At 64.2% G+C, this 19,169-nt stretch carries 11 protein-coding genes; 8 read left to right on the forward strand and 3 right to left on the reverse strand.

Features of this window, described 5'->3' with window-relative positions; translation table 11 throughout:
• Positions 1–21: 21 nt before the first annotated feature.
• The 8 genes from AC3WJD_RS05795 (at position 22) to alr (ending at position 13,306) form a co-directional block, all read left to right on the forward strand.
• A complete protein-coding gene (locus AC3WJD_RS05795) occupies positions 22–2,379 on the forward strand; it encodes a hypothetical protein (RefSeq protein ID WP_492745363.1) in 2,358 nt (785 codons plus the stop codon).
• On the forward strand, positions 2,376–3,641 hold the full coding sequence (locus AC3WJD_RS05800) for a hypothetical protein (protein WP_492745364.1): 1,266 nt from the start codon (positions 2,376–2,378) through the stop codon (positions 3,639–3,641). Before AC3WJD_RS05795 ends, AC3WJD_RS05800 begins: the two co-directional genes overlap by 4 nt.
• A 13-nt stretch (positions 3,642–3,654) precedes the next feature.
• Positions 3,655–4,002 (forward strand): hypothetical protein, encoded by a 348-nt coding sequence (locus tag AC3WJD_RS05805; protein ID WP_492745366.1) that lies wholly within the window; start codon positions 3,655–3,657, stop codon positions 4,000–4,002.
• The gene (locus AC3WJD_RS05810) at positions 3,983–5,107 is read left to right on the forward strand and encodes a hypothetical protein (protein ID WP_492745368.1); all 1,125 of its coding nucleotides are present in this window, start codon (positions 3,983–3,985) and stop codon (positions 5,105–5,107) included. Before AC3WJD_RS05805 ends, AC3WJD_RS05810 begins: the two co-directional genes overlap by 20 nt.
• Positions 5,108–5,133: 26 nt before the next feature.
• Positions 5,134–9,627 (forward strand): D-alanyl-D-alanine carboxypeptidase family protein, encoded by a 4,494-nt coding sequence (locus AC3WJD_RS05815; RefSeq protein WP_492745369.1) that lies wholly within the window; start codon positions 5,134–5,136, stop codon positions 9,625–9,627.
• A gap of 551 nt (positions 9,628–10,178) precedes the next feature.
• Positions 10,179–10,553 (forward strand): tRNA-binding protein, encoded by a 375-nt coding sequence (locus AC3WJD_RS05820; protein WP_492745442.1) that lies wholly within the window; start codon positions 10,179–10,181, stop codon positions 10,551–10,553.
• A gap of 91 nt (positions 10,554–10,644) precedes the next feature.
• A complete protein-coding gene (locus tag AC3WJD_RS05825) occupies positions 10,645–12,243 on the forward strand; it encodes an MFS transporter (protein ID WP_492745370.1) in 1,599 nt (532 codons plus the stop codon).
• A gap of 19 nt (positions 12,244–12,262) precedes the next feature.
• Positions 12,263–13,306: an alanine racemase gene (alr, locus tag AC3WJD_RS05830; protein WP_492745372.1), complete on the forward strand. Its 1,044-nt coding sequence runs from the start codon at positions 12,263–12,265 to the stop codon at positions 13,304–13,306.
• 6 nt (positions 13,307–13,312) lie between these two features.
• Here the strand turns inward: alr and AC3WJD_RS05835 are convergent, their stop codons facing one another.
• From AC3WJD_RS05835 to AC3WJD_RS05845, 3 genes are all read right to left on the reverse strand, one after another.
• Positions 13,313–14,290: a 2OG-Fe(II) oxygenase gene (locus AC3WJD_RS05835; protein ID WP_492745373.1), complete on the reverse strand. Its 978-nt coding sequence runs from the start codon at positions 14,288–14,290 to the stop codon at positions 13,313–13,315.
• 87 nt (positions 14,291–14,377) lie between these two features.
• Positions 14,378–17,587 (reverse strand): TonB-dependent receptor domain-containing protein, encoded by a 3,210-nt coding sequence (locus AC3WJD_RS05840; protein ID WP_492745374.1) that lies wholly within the window; start codon positions 17,585–17,587, stop codon positions 14,378–14,380.
• Positions 17,588–17,967: 380 nt separating this feature from the next.
• Entirely contained in the window at positions 17,968–19,140 is a 1,173-nt protein-coding gene (locus AC3WJD_RS05845) for an acetyl-CoA C-acetyltransferase (RefSeq protein ID WP_492745376.1), read from the reverse strand.
• Positions 19,141–19,169 lie beyond the last annotated feature (29 nt).

Here is a 19,169-nt window from a genome sequence, read left to right on the forward strand (position 1 = left end):
GACTCTTCGAGGAGACGCCCGATGAACTCGACCGACACGCTTAATGAAGGCAGATGGACGCCCGGGCCTACACTTGAAACGCCGTTCCTGGAGGTGCCGGTCGAAGCGGATAGGAAATTCGCGGAGCAAGGTTTCAAGCCGTGGCAGGCTTCGCTTAGCCCCTTCAGCGATGGCGAGAATGAGGGGTTGGACGTTGAAACCAGCGAAAGTTTCGAAGACGCGCTGGCGGACATCAGTGACGAGGACTTCCACGAAGCAGTCGCGCTCCTCGCCGAGGAAACCGAAGCGGCGATCGCAGATCGGTTCGCGAGCGAAGCGCCGCTTTACACCCGCGAGCGCGAGCGTTTCGGCGAGACTTACCTGTCGGGCGTCCAATTCGAAAGCGAACACTATCTCACCGAACTCGAGGCCGGAATCGCAGGGCTCGACATCGCGTCGCTGTCGGAAAATCAGATCGATGAGACGCTCGCGCGCTTCGATCCGCAATCCGGCGAATTGACACCGGCCGGAGAGGAATTCGTCAAGACGCTGGTCAAGAAAGCCAAGAAGGCAGTGAAATTCGTCGCCGGTGCGGCGAAACAGGCGGGCAAGCTCGCCGCGCCCTTGCTCGCGCCGATGCTCAAAAAGCTTCGCAAGCTGGTCAAGCCGCTCCTCATGCGCGTACTCTCGCTCGCTATCGGGCGCTTGCCTGCGCCGCTGCAACCCGCCGCGCGCGCCCTTGCCGACAAGTTGATGGCGAAGGCCGGCATCGCCCGGTCGGCGGTCGCCGATGCGGCCGCGGCACCGGCCGTCGCGCCGGCAGTCGCGGTCGACAGCGAGTCGCTCGCCGATTCTTTCGATATGATGCTGGTCGAGGCGATGACGCTCGACGAAGCTGCGCTCGCCGAAAGCGAGACGCTCGATACCGGCGAGTACGAGGCGATCGAGGAAAGCCGCGACCTGGAGGCGCTCGCAGAGGCGCGCGGCACGCTGATCGACAGTTTCCGGCAAGCCGATGAGCGGGCCGACCTCGCACCCGCCATCGAACAGTTCGCGCCTGTCGTCCTGATGGCGCTGCGCACCGGCATCGGCCTGGTCGGGCGGCCGAAGGTGGTCGGCTTTCTCGCCAAATATCTCGCGCAGATGATCGCTAAATGGATCGGTCCCGCGCAAGCCCGACCGCTTGCCAACGCCATCGTCGATACCGGACTGAGGATGGCCACGCTCGAGGCCGAGGGCGAGGATTTTTCGGACCAAAGCGAGATCGTCCCGACCGCGCTGACGAGCGTCGTCGAAGATAGTGTGCGGCGCTTCGCCGAAAGCGAAGACTATGTCTTCGAGGACGAGGATCTCGCGCAGATCGCGCTGGCCGATGCGTTCGGCGAGGCCGTCGCGACGCACTTTCCGCAAGAGCAGGTGCGCGAGGAATTGCAAATCGCTCCGTCGCTCGGCGGCGCGTTTGTCACGCGCCGCGCGCGCGCGCTTCGGCCGTACGGCAAATACAACCGGACGCCCGAAATCGAGGTCTCGGCCAGGATGGCGGATCGCCTGCCGGCGTTCGGCGGGTCCTCGGTCGGGGCGACGATGCGTGCCGCGGGCGCGCGGTTCCCCATGCGCGCGCGCATGCACGTCTATCAGGCCAAGGCCGGGTCGACGGTTCCGGCGATGCTTCGCCACGACCGCCGCGGCCGCGCCACGGCCTATCCACTGACCCAGGGCGCGGCGGGTTTGCTGCTCCGCGAGCCCGGTCTCGGGGGCGGGGTCGCTGCGCGTTATCTCCAGACTCCGCGACGGATCGCCGTCGGTCAGCGCGTCTATGTGCTCGAGCCGCTCGGCGCGGGCGGAATTAGGTCCGACGGCGCGCCGAGCGCCGCACCGAGCCGGTCCCGGCTGTCGATTTTGCGCGGTGGGGCGCAGATTGTCGCGAACATTTATCTGTCCGAGGCCGAAGCGCAGCGTGTCGCGGAAGCCGTTCGCCAGGGCCGGGGCCACGGCGTCCTCCTCAAGGCATTGCTCGATGTATTCGATCGAAAGCCGCGCATGCGGGGCGAGACCGAAGAGCCGGGCGAGACGTTCGGCGAGGACGGCGAGGCGTTCCAGGATTTCGCGACCGGCATCGCGTCACGGTTGCCGGCAGGTTTCAAGGCGATGCTCCGCCGCCGCATTTCTGCGTGGATCAAGCCCGCACTTGCCGGATGGGTGCGCGGCAATGGCGAAGCGTTCATGCGGGCAGCGGCGCATCCCGATCCCGGTGTCACTGTTCGGGTAAAGCTGTCCGGGGTGCCCGGGCTGACGCAAGGCACTGCAGGCAAGCCGCCGACCTTGACCTCGCTCGCCCGATCGCTGCGCGGCACGCCGGCGATAGCGATTTCGGTCGCGCCGGGGCGCTCAGGCCGGTGAGTTCGGCTGTCTCCCTCGAACAGGCGCTGGTTGCCGCAGACCTCGAACGGCAGGTGGCGCACTGGCTCGCCTCGGCGCGCACCTTCCGCGCCGCCGAGGAGTTCGCCTCGCTCGCCGCATGGGCATCGGTCGAACGTGAGATCGGCTTGCCGCTGCGCCGCCAGTTGCACGCGATCGTCGAGGAATTGATCGCGATGGGTGATTCAACCGCGGCGCTCGTCGCCGAAGCGCGCAGGGACGCAGCAGTCACCGCCAAGGCGGCCGCCGCGGTGCAACGCTTCCGCCGCCGCTACGTCCAGGTCGATACGACGCTCGATTTTCTTGGCGACGCAATCAATTCGCGCACCAGCCCGGTGCTGTGCGCGGCCCTTTCGACGCTCGACCGGCTAGCTTACGCGAGCATGACGCCCGCGCTCGAACGCGCCGGCAAACCCGTGCCGCGCGTGCTCGTCTATCAGGACAAGGGGACGGGCGCGTCGATCCTGCGCGCGGGCGTGCGGCTCTGGGCGCCCGGCGCGGTCATGCCCGTCGCGGCGATCAAGATCGTGCGGCACAATCTCTATCGTCCGACATCGCTGTTCCACGAATCGGGGCATCAGGTCGCGCATCTGACCGGCTGGACCGAGGCGACCCGCACCGCGCTCGGCAAGGCGCTGGCCGACGATCCGCAACTCGCGCAGATGTGGACGCCCTGGGCGTCGGAAATCGTCGCCGATGTCTTCGCCTTCCTCCACACGGGCTACGCCTCGGTCGCGGCGCTTTACGATGTCGTCGGCGACGCGCGGACGATCCTGCGCTGGCCGGTCGGCGATCCGCATCCGATCGGGTGGCTGCGCACGGCGCTCGGCTGCGAATTTTCGCGGCAGTCCTTCGATGCGAGCGGTCCCTGGAACAGCCTGCAGCGCGCGATGATGGCGCATTTCCCGACGTCGCGCGCGGACGAGACGCTGCGCCCGCTGCTCGAACGCTCGCTCGCGGCGATGCCCAGGATAGCGCGCGCCTGCCTCAACGCGCCGGTGCCCGCGCATGGTGACAAGCCGATGACCGAGGTGCACGATCCGGCGCGCGTCTCGCCGGCGGCGTTGGCCGAACTCGAACGCGCGGCGGGGCCAGCGCTGTGGACCTCGCCGCACTGGCGGCAAGCCGAAGGTATCAGGATCGTGGCGCTGGCGGGCCTGCGTGAGGCCGAGCGGCCGGAGACGGCGTCGCATTGGATCGAAAAGGCGCGGACCTGGCTTGGTTCGCAAGCGAAGGCGGCTTGAAGGAAAGGAATGGATGATGGCCCGATCAAGCTCAACTTACGGCGGGGACGGCGTCAGCAATGAAGAGCTCCAGACCCAGATAGATCTGATCAAGAAGGCGTTGACCGAAGTTGCCCTCGGGAACTCGATCAAGGATGCGATCGGAGATGGCTTTGCCAATCTCGCAGACATGCTCGAGCCGCTGCGGACACTGCGCCCGGCTCGCGGCGCCCTCAGCGAGCAGGAAGCGCTCGTGCTGCAATGTATCCACGCAACGCTAGCGCGGCCGGATTATTCGGACGTTGAAGGCGGTTTCGGTGAGGTCATCAGGCCCGCGACCAGCAAGACCGGAGGAAAGAGTCATGATCCAGCAACTCGTTGAGCGCTTGATGGCATCCGGGTCGGGCATGTCAAAGAAAGATGCGGCGCAAGCCGTGCTGTCGGCCGATCCTATGGACCTTATCCTGTACATGGAGCAGGTCTGGGAAGATGCCGATCGGGTCGACGGCGACCATCCCGACGAGGGCCGCAAGAAGCTCGTCAAGATGGGCCGGTTCACCGGTCTCGATCCGATTTCGCCGCTGACCTTCGGCGCATGGGATCATTTCGGCTATGCCTATGCCCTGGAGAACACGCGCATCGTTCAAATTCTCGGGCGGATCGTCCGTGAATATCGCAACGGCGAGGGCCTTGGCGTACCGACGCCCGCGACACGCCGCTGGGTCGAGGCGACCGAGGCGCTGCTCTTCGGCGCCGCCAATCCCTTCACCGCCTGGCTTTCGACGAGCAGCCTACGCAAGGATCCCGAGGCGGTCCGCCGCAACGCCTATTGGCGGATGTTCGGGCTCGACCTGGCGTTCGGCAACGAGGACAACAGCGCGCCCGTCTATGACAAGGCGCACGCCGCCAACACCGGCTTTGCGTCGCTGTTCGAGGAACTGCTCTTCGAACTCTGGCAGGCGATGAGCAACGAGCGCAATTTCGCCGGATCGAACCAGGCCGACGACGATCGCATCTTCCGCATCGCCGAACAGCTCAAATATGTGCTGACCTCGCGGCGGCAGCAGGGCCTGTTGCGGCGCGAGGAACTGTCCGCGGCGACGGCGCTGGGCTGGGCCGAATTGACGGTCAGCTTCGACACGCCCGTGGCGCTCGATCTCGGGGCGAACGCGTCCAGCCCTGCAAACCGCCTGCGCATCATGGGCGAGCGCGTCGGCTTGGCGGCGCACAGCAAATCGGCGGCGTTCTTCTCGATGGCGGCGGAGTTGTCCAAATTCCTGCGCGTCATCGAGTCGGGCATCGTCAGCGGCCCGGACAAGACCTGGGTGCTCTATGTGACGCAGCCGGCCGGACCGAACGAACCGGTGCCCATCGGTACCGAAACACGCCGCGTCATCACCGAATGGGCGGCAGCTACGGGCAAGAATCTGAAGGAGCGCAGCAAGCCCGTCGATGTTCGCCAGCCGCGCCTTGTCGCGGTGCAATAGCGGAACGATCCGGAAAGGAGCGAGCGATGGACTATCGGAGAGAGCGTTTCGACACGTTCGGCTTTGAGTCGCCCTTTGCCGAGAGCGATATTCCGGCATCGGCTTTCTCGGCGGACGGCGAAGGCGGCTTCGAGGCGTTTGCCTGGGAGAGCCCATATCCCGCGCCCACCGCGTGGCGGGGCGAGTTTGAAGCCGAATCCGGCCCGCTCAATTTGTCGGGCATGCTCGGCATCCGCGGGCGCTTCGACGACCCGGCGCGCAATCCCGCCATCGACATGGATGGGACGAAGTTCGACGCCTTCCTGCAAGGCGGCAACCGGCAGGAATTCGCGGCGAAATGGCTGGCGAGCCGGCCCGCGCTCGCCGAATCGATCGCCGCGCCGCGGGGCGATCTGAAGTCCGGCGACATCGCCAAGGCGTGGTTCGTCATTCACGATGTCGGCGTCAAAAGTTCGCTGAGCGACACGCGGTTCAATGCGAAGGACACCAAGAAGAAATCGGTCCATGGCTTCGTCAATCGCGCCGGAAATTACGCCGCGACGCATGATTTCGCGAAGCGCAAGAGCGGGACGATCTACGAATTCGTCAGCAAGCGCGGCCAGGAGATCGCGGGCGGAAAGACCGTCAACATCGAAACCGTGCCCGACATCGAGAATGTCACGTTGAAGGCCGACGGCACGCTGCCCGCGCCGCGCGATGCGGGCAACTACGCGTCGATCGGCTTCCGCCGTAACCGCAAGATGCGCAAAGGCATCTACTACAAGTGGACCAAGGCGGCGTTCGAGGTCATTGCCGATCTCTATATCCTTGCGTCTGCGCGTGCGGGCCATCTCCTCACTATGACCGCGCACAAGGAGATGGATCGCAACCTCGGCCGGTCGGTGATCTGGCGCGAATATTCGGCGGCCGAGATCGCCAGAGCCTCGACCAAATATCTGAAGGCCGCGCGCGACCGGCCGAGCGACTATCACGGCGATCCTTATGGCTTCGATTTCCAGGCGCTCTACGACGTCGTCACGCGCAAACTGAATGCGCTCGGTGGCCGGCAAATGCCCGCGGGCGCGCGCTATGGCATCAATCCGCTGCGCGTTCGCAAAGCCGATGGCGAGGATATCGGCAATGGCAGTAGCCACAAGCACGAGTTTCCGCACCAATCGAGCCCGGACATAAAGCGGGACACCGGCCTGAAGGCGGCGGGCTGGTGGCAGTCCGCGAAAATCGGTGAAGCCTTCGGATCGGATTTCGACGAGGCATTTTCGGATGAACTCGACGAGGTTCTGGCCGAGGTCGGGCACGAGTTCGAGGAATCGCAGGACGCTTTCGATCAGGAGTGGGCCGCCGAGGAGGAGGCGTTGGCCTGGCTCGACCTTGAGGACGAAGAGACCGAAAATTACCTTTTCGAAGAAGAATGGGAAAGCGTTCCGGAGCAGGTCGCGACGTCGACGCCATTGCTGGGGGGGCGGCTTTGGTCGAGCGCCGATCCGATACTGCGGACCAAACACGCGATCTTCGTTTCGCCCGCCGCAATCGGCCAAGGCCGCGTCGAAGTGCTCCTATATGTGCACGGGCTCCTGCGTCCGTGCGGCGGCATGCCGACGGGCGGCGTCGCATCGTTCATTTCGGGAGACAAGTTTGCGCTGGGCGCAAGCGTCGCGGGCAGTGGACGGCCGATGATACTGATCGTGCCGCAATTTCAGGACGCGAGCGACAAGCAATGGTCGACGCGCGGATTGGATAAGCCCGCGGTGCTCAACGCCTATGTCGAACGCTGCCTGGCGGAGGCGGGCCGAATTCTCGGGCGCGGGGCCCCCGAGTTGTCCGAGCTCATCGTCGCCGGGCATTCACGCGCTTATGGCGTGCTCTATCCGCTTGCGGGGTCGTCCGCTTCGCGAGCGATGCGCGAAGGGCCGCTGTCGAAGCTATCGGGCTTGTGGTTCCTCGACGCGAGCTACGGCGGCTTTCCGGCCTCGGCGCTCGCCAAACTTCTCACGGTCATGCCGGGCCTCAGCGTCAAGCAGGTCTACATCGCTGGAAGTCCCACCGATTCCTTTGGACGCAAGAAGCGTGAAGGGCGGCTGGCGTACATGCCCGTTTCTCGAGGAGCTTCCAATCACTGCCAGATCCCCGCAAAATGCCTGGCCGATCTCCTCGCCAACCGCCCGCTGAGCGTGGCGTACAAACCCGTCTCAAAGCGCGAGAACTTCGCGCCCGACTATCTCGGCCAGTTCGAGGACGAAGATTTCGATCTCGAGGAGGAAGATTTTTTCGACCTCCAAGACGAGGGATCTTTCGCGTTCGAGGAGGAGCAGGAGTCGTGGACCGACCGCTTCGACGAGGACGAGGATGGCGAGGATTTCGATCACGACATGGAGGCATCGCAATCTGAAGACGAGGCCGAACGTCGCTGCAGTCACAACGAGGCGCTTTTTGAAGGCATCGAGCCATTCATGGAGTCAGAGGCCTGGTCCTCGTCCCCCGAGCAAGTCGCCTTTCGCGAACGCGTGCTTACCGCGCACATCAAGCGGACCGAGGGCCGCAAGAAGATGAAGGCGCAGCCCGACTTGCGCGACGATCAGCTCGCGACGATTCCGGGGACGAAGATCCAAACGCGCAAAGACACCGCGATCGCGGCGGGCAAGCTGCTCAGCGCGATCAACGCCGACCTGGCGGTGGCACAGGCGGCGGGCGATGCCGACGCAATGAAGATCCGCAATGTTTCGGTGACGAGTGGTTATCGAAGCGCGAGTCGCCAACTCAATCTCTGGCGTGGCGTGTTTTCGGCAAAGGGCGGCTATTACGACAGCACCGAGGCGGCGCGTCGTGGCCTGCCGGGCGGGCCGCACTCTGACGCAGCGATCGACTATCTCCTGAAATCGACGGCTTCTGGCGGCTTCGGCCTCGGCGGCCGGATCGCCGCGCCGGGCTTCAGCAACCATCAAGGCGGAACCGCGCTCGATTTTCTGGTCAATCTCAAGGGTGGCGGCGCGATCAAGCATAGCAGCAAGGAGCACTTTCGCGCGATCTGGCGCAGGTCATGGTTTCACCCATGGATGCAGCGCAATGCCGCGCGCTTCGGCTTCCGCCCGATCCCGACCGAGGAATGGCACTGGGAATATCGACCTGATCCAACCTCGCAAGGCGAGGATTTCGATGCATTCGACGACGAAGACGAGCGTTTCGAAATTATCGATCAATTCGGGACGGACTGGTTCGATGAGAATTTCGATTCCGAAGCCGAGGATGAGGCGTGGGAGGCGAGCGGCGCTTTCGAGGACGAGACAGATTTCGAACACGAAGAGCCAGAGATGGCATTCGCCGATCTTGCGCCGGAGCCCTATCGGATCGCGGGCGGCCATTTCGACAAGGATCAGAAAAGGCACGCTGCGACACATCCGGCAGGTCTGCTAAGAACCATCTCGGTCGTGGGGCCGCAGGAAAAGAAGCTTGTCGCCAAAGCGCCGTACCCGATCACGGTCGGCAAGGAACTGATGCGCTTCGAAGACGGCAAGATCGGGGAATGGATCGCCGATTACAACGCCTTCACGCACGATTTCGAAGAAGTGCTTCGAGCGATCGGTCGGTTGCGTGATCTGCTCAGCGCAGGGTCGCCAGAGGCCCCCACAGACCTCAATCAACTCCAGAAATGGAGTTTCAAGCCGACCGACGACACCTCTGCAACGGCGGAGATCAAGAACCGCTACCGTCTGTGGCGCAATGCGCAGAAGGAATATGACACGACGTTAATCGCGATTGCGCAATCGGAGCGCGAGATCGGCCGATTGCGCAAAGATTTCTGGGTAGCGCAAGGCAAATTGTTGCGCAGCATCGCGCAAGCGCGGCGGCTGAAAAAGCCTGAATTCGAGGGGATTGACTTGCGTCTCAGCGACCTTGTTTCAGTGGCGACAGCCGGCACTTTTTCCTTAGGCGTGTTGACCGGTGCCGCGCTGCTGGGCGACTGGATTATGGAAGCGAGAAACAAACGCGAGGAATATGATAAAAAGCTCAAGGAATTCGTCCAGGCGACCAAAGAATCCAGCCAGGATGTACGCGATAATCTCGACGCCTTCCAAAACGCGGGCAAACGCTACTGGGACCATGTTGCGCGGCTCCAGGACCAATTTAAAGGCCTGAAGGGACGTGAGGCGGCCCGGCTCGATTCAAGGGTCGCAGCCGTGGACTTCGCTCAGGCGATCCCGCCGAAGTCGATGAAGGACGGTGCCAAGCTCGCCGCGATCAGGATGCCCGCCCAGGTGGCGAACACATGGCGCACCCTCGCCATTGTTGGACCGCGTGCGCTTGCGCTCATGATGTCCTTGAGGCGTCGCTGGCCCATCGTCGAAAGGGCGGTGTTGCGCTTCAGGCGCGGGCCGGATCCAATGGGATTGGAAGATGCCACGCAGCTGGCGCTGGCTGCAAAGCGCGCTGAGTCCTGGAACACCGTTCTCACTAAAGAGGATGTCGAAGAATGGAGGGCCGTGAATCGCCTATGGGATGAGGCTTACGCAAAATTCTATCGGTGAGACGAAATATTCATCCCGTTGCCCCGCCCCCAACTCGAGGTAGCTGGCGAAGAGGATGGAGCCTGCGGATGAATTATCAGGAGCGCGCGATCGCGGCGGTCCTTCGGGCTAATGTCACCACTACAAGGCAGGAGTTGATCTATTGCAATAGGCCAGCTCGATACCTGTTGCCCGTCGCAGAGGCACTCGCAGCAATGCAGTCTTCCGATCGGGAAGCATGGCTGCATATGCGCAATATCCGGCTAGGCGGTCGAACTCCGATGGAGGTTCTTGAGGCGGGCGATCCTGGATCGTTCATTTCCTTGTGCCGCGCGCTTCCGACAGCGAATTCATGAAGCTTCCCAGCCCTAAAAGACTGAGCCGCTACGTTCTCTTTGCCTGGATGCCACAGGCTACAGAAAGTCTTTATTGTCACTGACGTTGGGGAAGGGCGGCGCTGTGAACGCGGATCAACGGTCATATCGGTCGTCGCGGGAGATTTAGATTGTCAAAGGCAGGATTCACCTGAATGGTTCCGCCCTGCTAACCCTTGAGGCAGGTCGGAAGTTTCAATTGCGAGCCTACATCATGACCCCTCGGCGCCTGCGGCCGACCCGATCGACTTCGACCAGTTTCTCGCGGTCGATATCCGTGTGGGCACGATCGTCGCGGCCGAGCCCTATCCCGAAGCGCGCAAGCCCTCGGTCAAGCTCGTGATCGATTTCGGCCCGGCGATCGGACGCAAGAAGTCCTCGGCACAGATCGTCGCCAACTATGCGATCGAGGCGCTTGTTGGGCGCCAGGTCGCCGCCGTCGTCAATTTCCCGCCGCGACAGATCGGCAGGTTCATGTCCGAAGTGCTGACGCTCGGCTTTCCCGACGAAGCGGGGGAGGTGACGCTGTTTGCGCCCGACAAGCGCGTGCCCGACGGGGGGCGGCTGTTCTGATGCGTTGAGCCGGGCGCGGCGGGAAGCCGCTTGCCGCTCGGGAAAATCGCCTTAATGCTGCACCCCAAAGAGAGTGGGAGAGCGGGATTATATGGCGAGCATCGCGGCAGGGCCGGCGCACGAGCCGAGCAAGAAGGACATCAGGCTGGTCATCGCCGCGTCCTCGCTCGGCACCGTGTTCGAATGGTATGATTTCTTCATCTACGGCACGCTCGCCGCGATCATCGGCCGCACCTTCTTCCCCTCGGGCAGCCCGACGCTCGAGCTGATCCTGTCGCTCTTCGGCTTTGCGATCGGCTTCGGTTTCCGTCCGCTCGGCGCGGTGCTGTTCGGCTATCTCGGCGACAAGCTCGGCCGCAAATACACTTTCCTTGTCACCATCACGCTGATGGGGCTAGCCACCGCCGCGATCGGCTTCGTGCCTTCGGCCGCGACGATCGGGTTCGCCGCGCCGATCATCATATTGCTGTTGCGCGTGTTGCAGGGATTGGCGCTGGGCGGCGAATATGGCGGCGCCGCGATCTATGTCGCCGAGCATGCGCCTGACGGAAAGCGCGGCTTCTACACGAGCTTCATCCAGGCCAGCGTCGCGGGCGGCTTCATCCTTTCGCTCGCGGTCGTGCTCAGCACCCAGGCGATCGTCGGCAAGGAGGCATGGGACGCGTGGGGCTGGCGGATTCCCTTCATCTTCTCGCTGCTCCTGCTCGCGGTGTCTCTGTGGATGCGGCTGAAACTTTCCGAAAGCCCGGTCTTCAAGGCGATGAAGGAAGCCGGCGAAATCGCCAAGAACCCGCTCAAGGAAACCTTCACCTATCCCGGCAATGGCAAGCGCCTGTTCGTCGCGTTGTTCGGCGTCGCGGCGGGCCTGACCGTCATCTGGTACACCGCGATGTTCCAGGTGCTCTACTTCCTCCAGAACGCATTGAAGGTCGAGGACTCGGTCGCGCAGCTGCTCGTGGGGATCGGCGCCGCGTCGGGGCTCGTCTGGTTCGTGCTGTTCGGCTGGCTGTCGGACAGGGTGGGGCGCAAGAAGCCGATCGTGATCGGCTATGCGCTGACGCTGCTGCTGCTCTTCCCGATCTTCAAGATGATCGGCGGCGCGGCCAATCCCGAACTGGCGAATGCCGCCCAGCGCGCGCCCGTCGTCGTTGCTGGTCCCGATTGCGGTTACGACCCCTTCGCCAAGGCGCAGGCAAGCGAGTGTGGTCGGCTGCTCGACTATTTCTCCAAAAAGGGGGTGAGCTACACCAAGGCCGAGGCGCCCGTGGTTTCGGTCGCGATTGGCGGGGTGCCTGTCGCGGATCTCGCACCCGAAGCGCTCGACGCGCGGCTTGCCGGGGCCGGCTATGACCTCGACAAGGTGAGGCCCGCCGGCGTATCGATCCTCCTGATCCTGCTCGGGGTGCTTTCGCTCTCCGCGTTGTCGGGGATGACCTACGGTCCCGTCGCGGCGCTGCTATCCGAGCTGTTCCCGCCGCGCATCCGCTACAGCTCGATGTCGATCCCCTATCATATCGGGACCGGCTATTTCGGCGGATTTCTGCCCGTGATCAGCCAGTACATCATCGCGCGAACGGGCGATCCCTATTCGGGGCTCTGGTACACCATTGCGGTGGTGGCGCTGGCGCTGGTGGTCTCGCTCTTCTGGCTGCCCGAGACCGCCGACCGCACGCTCGACGCCACCGGCTGAGGCCGCTAGGGCGCGCAGGGTGAGCATCTGCGATTCCCCCCTGCGCGTACGGGTCGACGCCTCGGCGCTGGTCCATAACTGGCAATGGCTGAACCAGCGCAGTGGCACCGCGGCGTGCGGCGCGGCGATCAAGGCCAATGGCTATGGGTTGGGTGCCACCGACGTGCTGCGCCACCTGAGCGCGGCGGGCTGCCGCGACTTTTTCGTCGCCACCTGGGCCGAGGCCAATGCGCGCGCGCCGCTTGCCGAGGGAGTATCGCTCTCGGTCCTTCACGGCGTGCGTGCCGAGGACATGGCGGCAGCGCGCGCGGGACGGGCACGGCCCGTGCTCAACACGCCAGAACAGGTGCGCCGGTGGAAGGAGGCGGGCGGGGGACCATGCGATGTCATGGTCGATACCGGAATGAACCGACTGGGCGTCGCCTCCGCGGATATCACGGCAGGCCTGCTCGACGGACTGATGATCGAGACGCTGATGAGCCACCTGGCGGCTGCCGACGACGATACGCCGATGAACCGGGCGCAACTGGCGGATTTCGCTACGTTGAAGGACCGCACCAGCGCGCTGCGGATGAGCCTCGCCAACAGCGCGGGTATCTGTCTCGGCACGGATTACGCTTTCGATCTCACGCGCCCCGGCATTGCGCTCTATGGCGGCATCCCGCGCGCCGAGGCTGCGGGATATATCCGCCAGGTCGCGACTCCCGAAGCGCAGATATTGCAGCGGCGGCGGGTGAGCGCAGGAGATCGGGTCGGCTACAACGCCACGTTCACGGCGACGTGCGACATGGAGCTTGCGATCCTCAATATCGGTTATGCCGACGGCTATCTGCGCGGTTTCTCGGGCACGGGACATGCGGTGGCCGGAGGCGCGAAGCTGCCCGTGATCGGCCGTGTGTCGATGGACCTGCTGATCGTTTCGGTCGATGCGGCGCCCGAGCTCGCCGAGGGCGATTGGGTAGCGATCGGTTATGACCTGCCCGAAGCCGCAGCCGCATCAGGGCTGTCGCAATATGAGCTGCTCACCGGGCTGGGGCAGCGGATGGAGCGCGTCTGGCGCTGAGCAGCGTCAGACGCGCAGGCCCCAGGGATCGAAATCCGCGGCCCTGATCCAGCGCGTCGATATCCATTTCTCGCCGCCGTCGACGGGAAGCCCCGCGTGCCGGCTCATTTCCTCGACCTGACCGTCGCTGCGCGTATTGGCAAAGACGATCGCGTCGCCGGCCTGTCCCTTGAACTCGATGCCCGCCTCCGGAAAGCGCGTCGCGCCCCCTGCATAGCCATCGTTCAGATAAACGATCGCGGTGATGATGCGCTGGTTGCGCTCGCCGGGCAGACAGTCGTGATGCAGCCGGTATTGCTGGCCGGGACTGTAGCGCAGCACGGTGAGCGGCTCGCCCTGCTCGGCGCGCGTTCCCGTGGCGGCGGCAATGCGTCGATTGAGCGCCTCGATCACGAGATCCTGCTGGATGGGGCCGAGAACCGCGCCTTCCGAGGTGCGGATCGGGTGCAGCATCGTCTTGCCTGTGGCCGGATCCGCAACGATCGAGGGTGTGAGCAGGGGGCGTGACAGCGCCGCGACGTGCGCGCATTCCGCGACGCTGAAGAGGCCGCGGAGCACGCCGATCCGCGGCTGCCACGATAGCGGCTCGACCTTGGGCACCGACACGGGCGCACCGGCATCTGTCAGCGCCATCGCATCGATCAGCACCATTTGTGCGGCGGCGGCGGCATCATGCGCGGCGGCAGCGCGCAACAGCGCGATCGCTCCCGACCAGTCGGGCGCAAACCCGCCTGCGCCAAGCGCGGTAAAGACGGCATAGGTGATCGCGGCGCCGGCGTGGCCCGCTTCGCCCGCGCGACCGAGCAACTGGCGCGCGGCGCCGAAATCGCGCGGCAGCGGATCGCCATAGACATGCCAGAGCGCAAGCTGGTGCAGCGCCCCGGCATCGCCGCGCTCGGCGGCCTGTGCGACCACGTGCACCGCTTGTTCGGCGGCACCGGACGCGAGCAGCTCCGCGCCGTGATCGATTGCTGAAAGGGGCACTGTCACCCCGTCGGCCCTATCGGAAATCAGGGCGAAAAAAAAGGCCGGGAGGAAGTCCCGGCCTTTCAGTTTGTGTGTCGATGTCGATCAGAACTTCGCCACGACGCCCGCGTAGAAGTACTGGCCGCGCGTGTCGTAGATACCCGAACCCGCGCCGACGCCGGTCAGCCCGAACGGCGGCTTGGTGTTGGTGACGTTGTCGACACCCAGGTAAACGTTGAAGTTCTCGTTCACCTCGGCGTCCATCCGGATGTCGTGATAGAAGACGTCCGGATAGAACTTCACCGGACCGTAGTCCGCGTTCTGCGGCGGCAGGCCGTTCAGCGGGTTAAAGTCCTCATAGGTGTTGAGATACATCTGGTCGATCCAGCGCATCTGGTAACCGAAGGTGAACCTGCCGAACTTGAGGCTCGAGTTGAAGTTCACCTGATCGGTCGGATCGCCCAGTTCACCCAGGATCCGGTTCTTGAAGTCCGGGTTCGACGGGTTGGTGAAGTCGTCGCGCTGGAACATGTGAGTCCAGATTGCGCTCAGGTTCAGCTTACCCCAGCCGAGATCGTGGGTGTAGTCCACGTTCGTGTCGATGCCGCGTGCCTTCAGCTTCGCGAAGTTCGTCGAAGCCTGGAGCAGTGAGCCTTCGAGGATCCGGAAGGGCTCTTCGCCACGCGGACCGCCGCTCGCCCCTGCACGCTCGAAGAGCGCGCAGAACTGGTTGTTCAGATCAGGCGAGTCGTAGCAGAGGTTCGCGATCTGCTGCGCCGAGACCGAGGCAATGACGTTGTCGACGGTGATGTCGAAATAGTCAGCCGAGATCGAGAAACCGGGCAGGAACGACGGTGTGAAGACACCACCGACGGTCCACGAATCCGACGTCTCTTCCTTCAGGTCCGGGTTGCCGCCGCTGACGATTTCGAGCGACGACGAGTAGACATAGTCATAGCCCGCCGGACGACCGGCCGCGGTGCAGTTCGCGACGCGGTTCGCCGAACCCGTCGCCAGGTTGCGGGCCGAGCAGGGATCGACGAAGCCCGGGGCGAAGTTCTGGCCCTGTGCCGAGAAAAGCTCGGACAGGTTCGGCGCGCGGACCGAATGCGAATAGGTTCCGCGCAGGCGCAGATCCTGGATCGGACGCCAGTCGATGCCGCCGCTATACGCGTACACCGTGCCGGTTGCGCCCTTGTAGTCGGCGACACGACCCGAGCCCGAGAGCGTCAGTTCCTGAAGCAGCGGCACGTCCTTGATCAGCGGAACGCGAACCTCTGCAAACGCTTCCTTCACCTCGAAGGCGGGCGACGAGAACGACGGAATGGCGTTGTAGAAGGCGTAACCGGCCTGCGTCAGATCGTCGAGGTCGTACTCGTTGGTCTCACGGCGATATTCCGCACCGACCGAGAAGCCGATCGGGCCACCGGGCAGCTCGAACAGCTGGCTGAGATCGCCAGCAACGAAGCCGCTCGCGACGAACTGGGTGATCTTGCCCCTCGCTTCGGACTGGACGGTGAGATAGTCACGCGCCGCCTGGCTGACCGAACCCTGGCCAAAGGGATTGATCGGAACGCAGGCCGCGATATCGGCGGCAAGGACCGCCGGATTGCCGCCAACGTCGTCGCCTGCATAACGCGGATCGATCTGCGAACGGCAAACGATGCGACCGGTTGCCGGGTCGACCGCCGAGTCGACGGCAAGCAGGTAACGCTGCGTGTTGATGTTGCCTTCGATCCGGTTGCGCTCTTTGTATTCGCCGTAGTTCAGCGAGAGCTCGTAGTTCCAGTCATCATTGAAGTCGCCACGCACACCGCCGACAAAGCGGTAGGTTTCGCGCTTGATGTTTTCGTCGCGAATGCCGAGGTCGACCCAGTTGCGACGCAGGCTGAAGCGGAACGAACCATTGTTGATCGCGGCCTGCTGAGCGGTGAGCTGCGCGGCGGTGAGCGCGGCACCCGTGTTCGGGTTGACCGTGGTCGCCAGGAGCTGCGTAGTGAGAGCAGCGCGTGCCTGGGCCGACAGATAGGGGTTATCCAGCCGGATACCTTCGCGGTTCACAGCGCCGCGCGCGCCGCCCGAGATGAAGTAGGACGGGTCATTGAGGCCGGCAACGAAGATGCCGTCAGCCAACGTCTGACCCTGCGAGAAGAACGGACCGCTCTGCGAACCGAACGCTTCGGTGCGGACGTACTTCGCTTCGATGAACGGAACGAACGCGGGGGAGACCTCGAAGTGGCCGATGAGGTTGGCCGAGTAGCGCGTCAGGTCGGGTATCAGCGTCAGCAACTGACCTTCGCGGTTCGACGCGCCGTTGCCGCCGATGAAGTTGCCGTTCGGGCCAAGGCCGACGCGCGTGCCGGTCTGTGCGACAAGCGAACCGTTGGGCTGGAACAACGAGGCGCAGGTGAACGCCGCGCCAAGCGCGTCCTTGCCGCACGGCGCTGCAGCGTTTGAATAGCGCAAGGCGACCATACCGCCGAGCGAGATCGTCGCCGAGCGGATGTCGCGGAAGAAGATGCGGTCGACCACATCGTCGGCGCCGTTGACCGAACCCGCCCCGTCGCTGTCGACGATAACGAAGTTGTCGTTGGTCCTCAGATTGGGACGACCCGAACCATAGTAGCGGCTTTGGTGCGAATATTCGAGGTTGAGCGCGATATTGCCGCGATCGTCCGCGAAGTTGGTGCCCGCGAGCGCCGAGACATACTGGTTGCCGGCGTCGTTGTACTTGCTGATGCCGCCCTGGCCGCGAACTTCCAGTCCTTCGAAATCGTCCTTGAGGATGAAGTTGACAACGCCCGCGATCGCGTCCGAACCATAGATCGACGAGTTACCGCCGGTCACCAGTTCAACGCGCTCGATCAGGTCGGTCGGGAAGGTGTTGGTGTCGGGCGAGACGCCGTTCGAAAGGATGTCGGCGGCGACGTGGCGGCGGCCGTTGACGAGAACCAGCGTGCGCTGCGTGCCCAGACCGCGAAGATCGAGCAGGTTGAGGCCGCGCGTGCCGAGGAAGCGCGTCGAGTTGCCCTGGCTGAAGGTGCTGCGCAGCTGGGGCAGTTCGTTGAGGATGTCGCCGACCGAGGTCTGGCCCGTCTGGAAGAACTCCTCACCGGTCACTGTCGTGATCGGAACGGTCGATTCAAGATTGGCGCTGCGGATGCGCGAACCGGTGACGACGATGGCGTCCGCGGGGGCTTCGGTCTCGGCCGCCTGATCGGCCGCGGCTACTTGATCCTGCGCTAGGGCGGGTTGGGCCAGCGCGATGGTAAGGCCCAACGCACCAGTGCTGGCAAGCAAATGCCGTAATTTCATGTGTGATGTCTCCCAGATAGGCGACCAGCTGTGGGCCGCTTGCGACGAGATGGACCACGAACGCGCCATCCAGGGCAATATTCATGAGAGATTAAGCCAACTTTCGTCGGGCGATGATGTATTTTTGCAACATCATTGCAAAGTGTTGCTGCGCCCGATCGATACAGGTGGATGAACGGATGATGCCTTGCAGCCATCCGTGGCGCTAAAACATTTCCGAAATATTTCGTTGAATGTAATATTATTGCAAAGGCCCGATCGGGTCGATGCGGATGCGGCTATGCGCCGCGTGACGGAACCTCGCCACGGGGACCGGGTGCAACCATTTGCGGCGCGGCAATGCCGCTCGAATCAGCCAATGGTTAAATTATGTTAGGGATTCAGCGCTCGACGCACATGGCTATGCCCATGCCGCCGCCGATGCACAGCGTCGCCAGCCCCTTTTTCGCGTCGCGCTTCTGCATCTCGTAAAGCAGCGTCGCCAGCACGCGCGCGCCCGAAGCGCCGATGGGGTGGCCGATCGCGATCGCGCCGCCATTGACGTTGACCTTGTCGGGGTCGAAGCCGAGCTCGCGCCCGACGCACAGCGCCTGCGCGGCAAAGGCCTCATTGGCCTCGATCAGGTCGAGGTCGGCGACGCTCCAGCCCGCCTTTTCGAGCGCGCGGCGTGTCGCGGGCACGGGGCCGATGCCCATGATCGAGGGATCGACGCCCGCCGAGGCCCAGCTCGCGATGCGCGCAAGTACGGGCGCACCGCGCCGTGCAGCCTCGTCGGCCGACATGATCACCAGCGCCGCGGCGCCGTCGTTGAGCCCGCTCGCATTGGCGGCGGTGACGGTGCCGTCCTTCTTGAAGGCGGGGCGCACGCCCGAAACGCTGTCGAGCGTCACGCCCGCGCGGATATATTCGTCCTGATCGACGATCGTGTCGCCCTTGCGCCCCTTGATCGTGACCGCGACGATCTCGTCGACGAAGCGGCCCGCGGCCCGCGCGGCCTCCGCCAGATTTTGCGAGCGCACCGCGAACCCGTCCTGATCCTCGCGCGTCACCTGATATTGTTCGGCGAGGTTCTCGGCGGTGATGCCCATGTGATAGCCGTTGAAGACGTCGGTGAGCCCGTCCTTGATCATCGTGTCGACCAGTTCGAGCGCACCCATCTTGGTGCCCCCGCGCATCATCTGCGCGTGCGGGCTGAGCGACATGCTTTCCTGGCCGCCCGCGACGACGATCGTGGCATCGCCCGTCGCCACCGCCTGCGCCGCCAGCGCGACCGCGCGCAGTCCCGATCCGCACACCTGGTTGACGCCCCAGGCGGGGACTTCCTTGGGAATGCCCGCGGCCATCGATGCCTGGCGCGCGGGGTTCTGCCCTTGCGCCGCCGTCAGCACCTGGCCAAGAATGACCTCGGACACCTCTTCGCCCGCAACGCCCGCCTGCGCGAGTGCTGCCTCGATCGCGACGCGCCCCAGCTCATGCGCCGGCGTCGATCCGAACGCGCCAAGGAAGCTGCCAACGGGGGTGCGCTTGGCGGCGGTGATGACGATATCGGTCATGGTGTCGACTCCGGCTTGAGGATCGGTGC

This window comes from Sphingobium sp. FW306-1B-F04DB (genome assembly GCF_058781925.1).

Excerpts from the sequence above, each read along its gene's own strand:
- AC3WJD_RS05795 (WP_492745363.1), top strand. The coding sequence starts at position 22 with ATGAACTCGACCGACACGCTTAATGAAGGCAGATGGACGCCCGGGCCT.
- AC3WJD_RS05805 (WP_492745366.1), top strand. The coding sequence starts at position 3,655 with ATGATGGCCCGATCAAGCTCAACTTACGGCGGGGACGGCGTCAGCAAT.
- AC3WJD_RS05810 (WP_492745368.1), top strand. The coding sequence starts at position 3,983 with ATGATCCAGCAACTCGTTGAGCGCTTGATGGCATCCGGGTCGGGCATG.
- AC3WJD_RS05815 (WP_492745369.1), top strand. The coding sequence starts at position 5,134 with ATGGACTATCGGAGAGAGCGTTTCGACACGTTCGGCTTTGAGTCGCCC.
- AC3WJD_RS05825 (WP_492745370.1), top strand. The coding sequence starts at position 10,645 with ATGGCGAGCATCGCGGCAGGGCCGGCGCACGAGCCGAGCAAGAAGGAC.
- AC3WJD_RS05840 (WP_492745374.1), bottom strand. The coding sequence starts at position 17,587 with ATGAAATTACGGCATTTGCTTGCCAGCACTGGTGCGTTGGGCCTTACC.
- AC3WJD_RS05845 (WP_492745376.1), bottom strand. The coding sequence starts at position 19,140 with ATGACCGATATCGTCATCACCGCCGCCAAGCGCACCCCCGTTGGCAGC.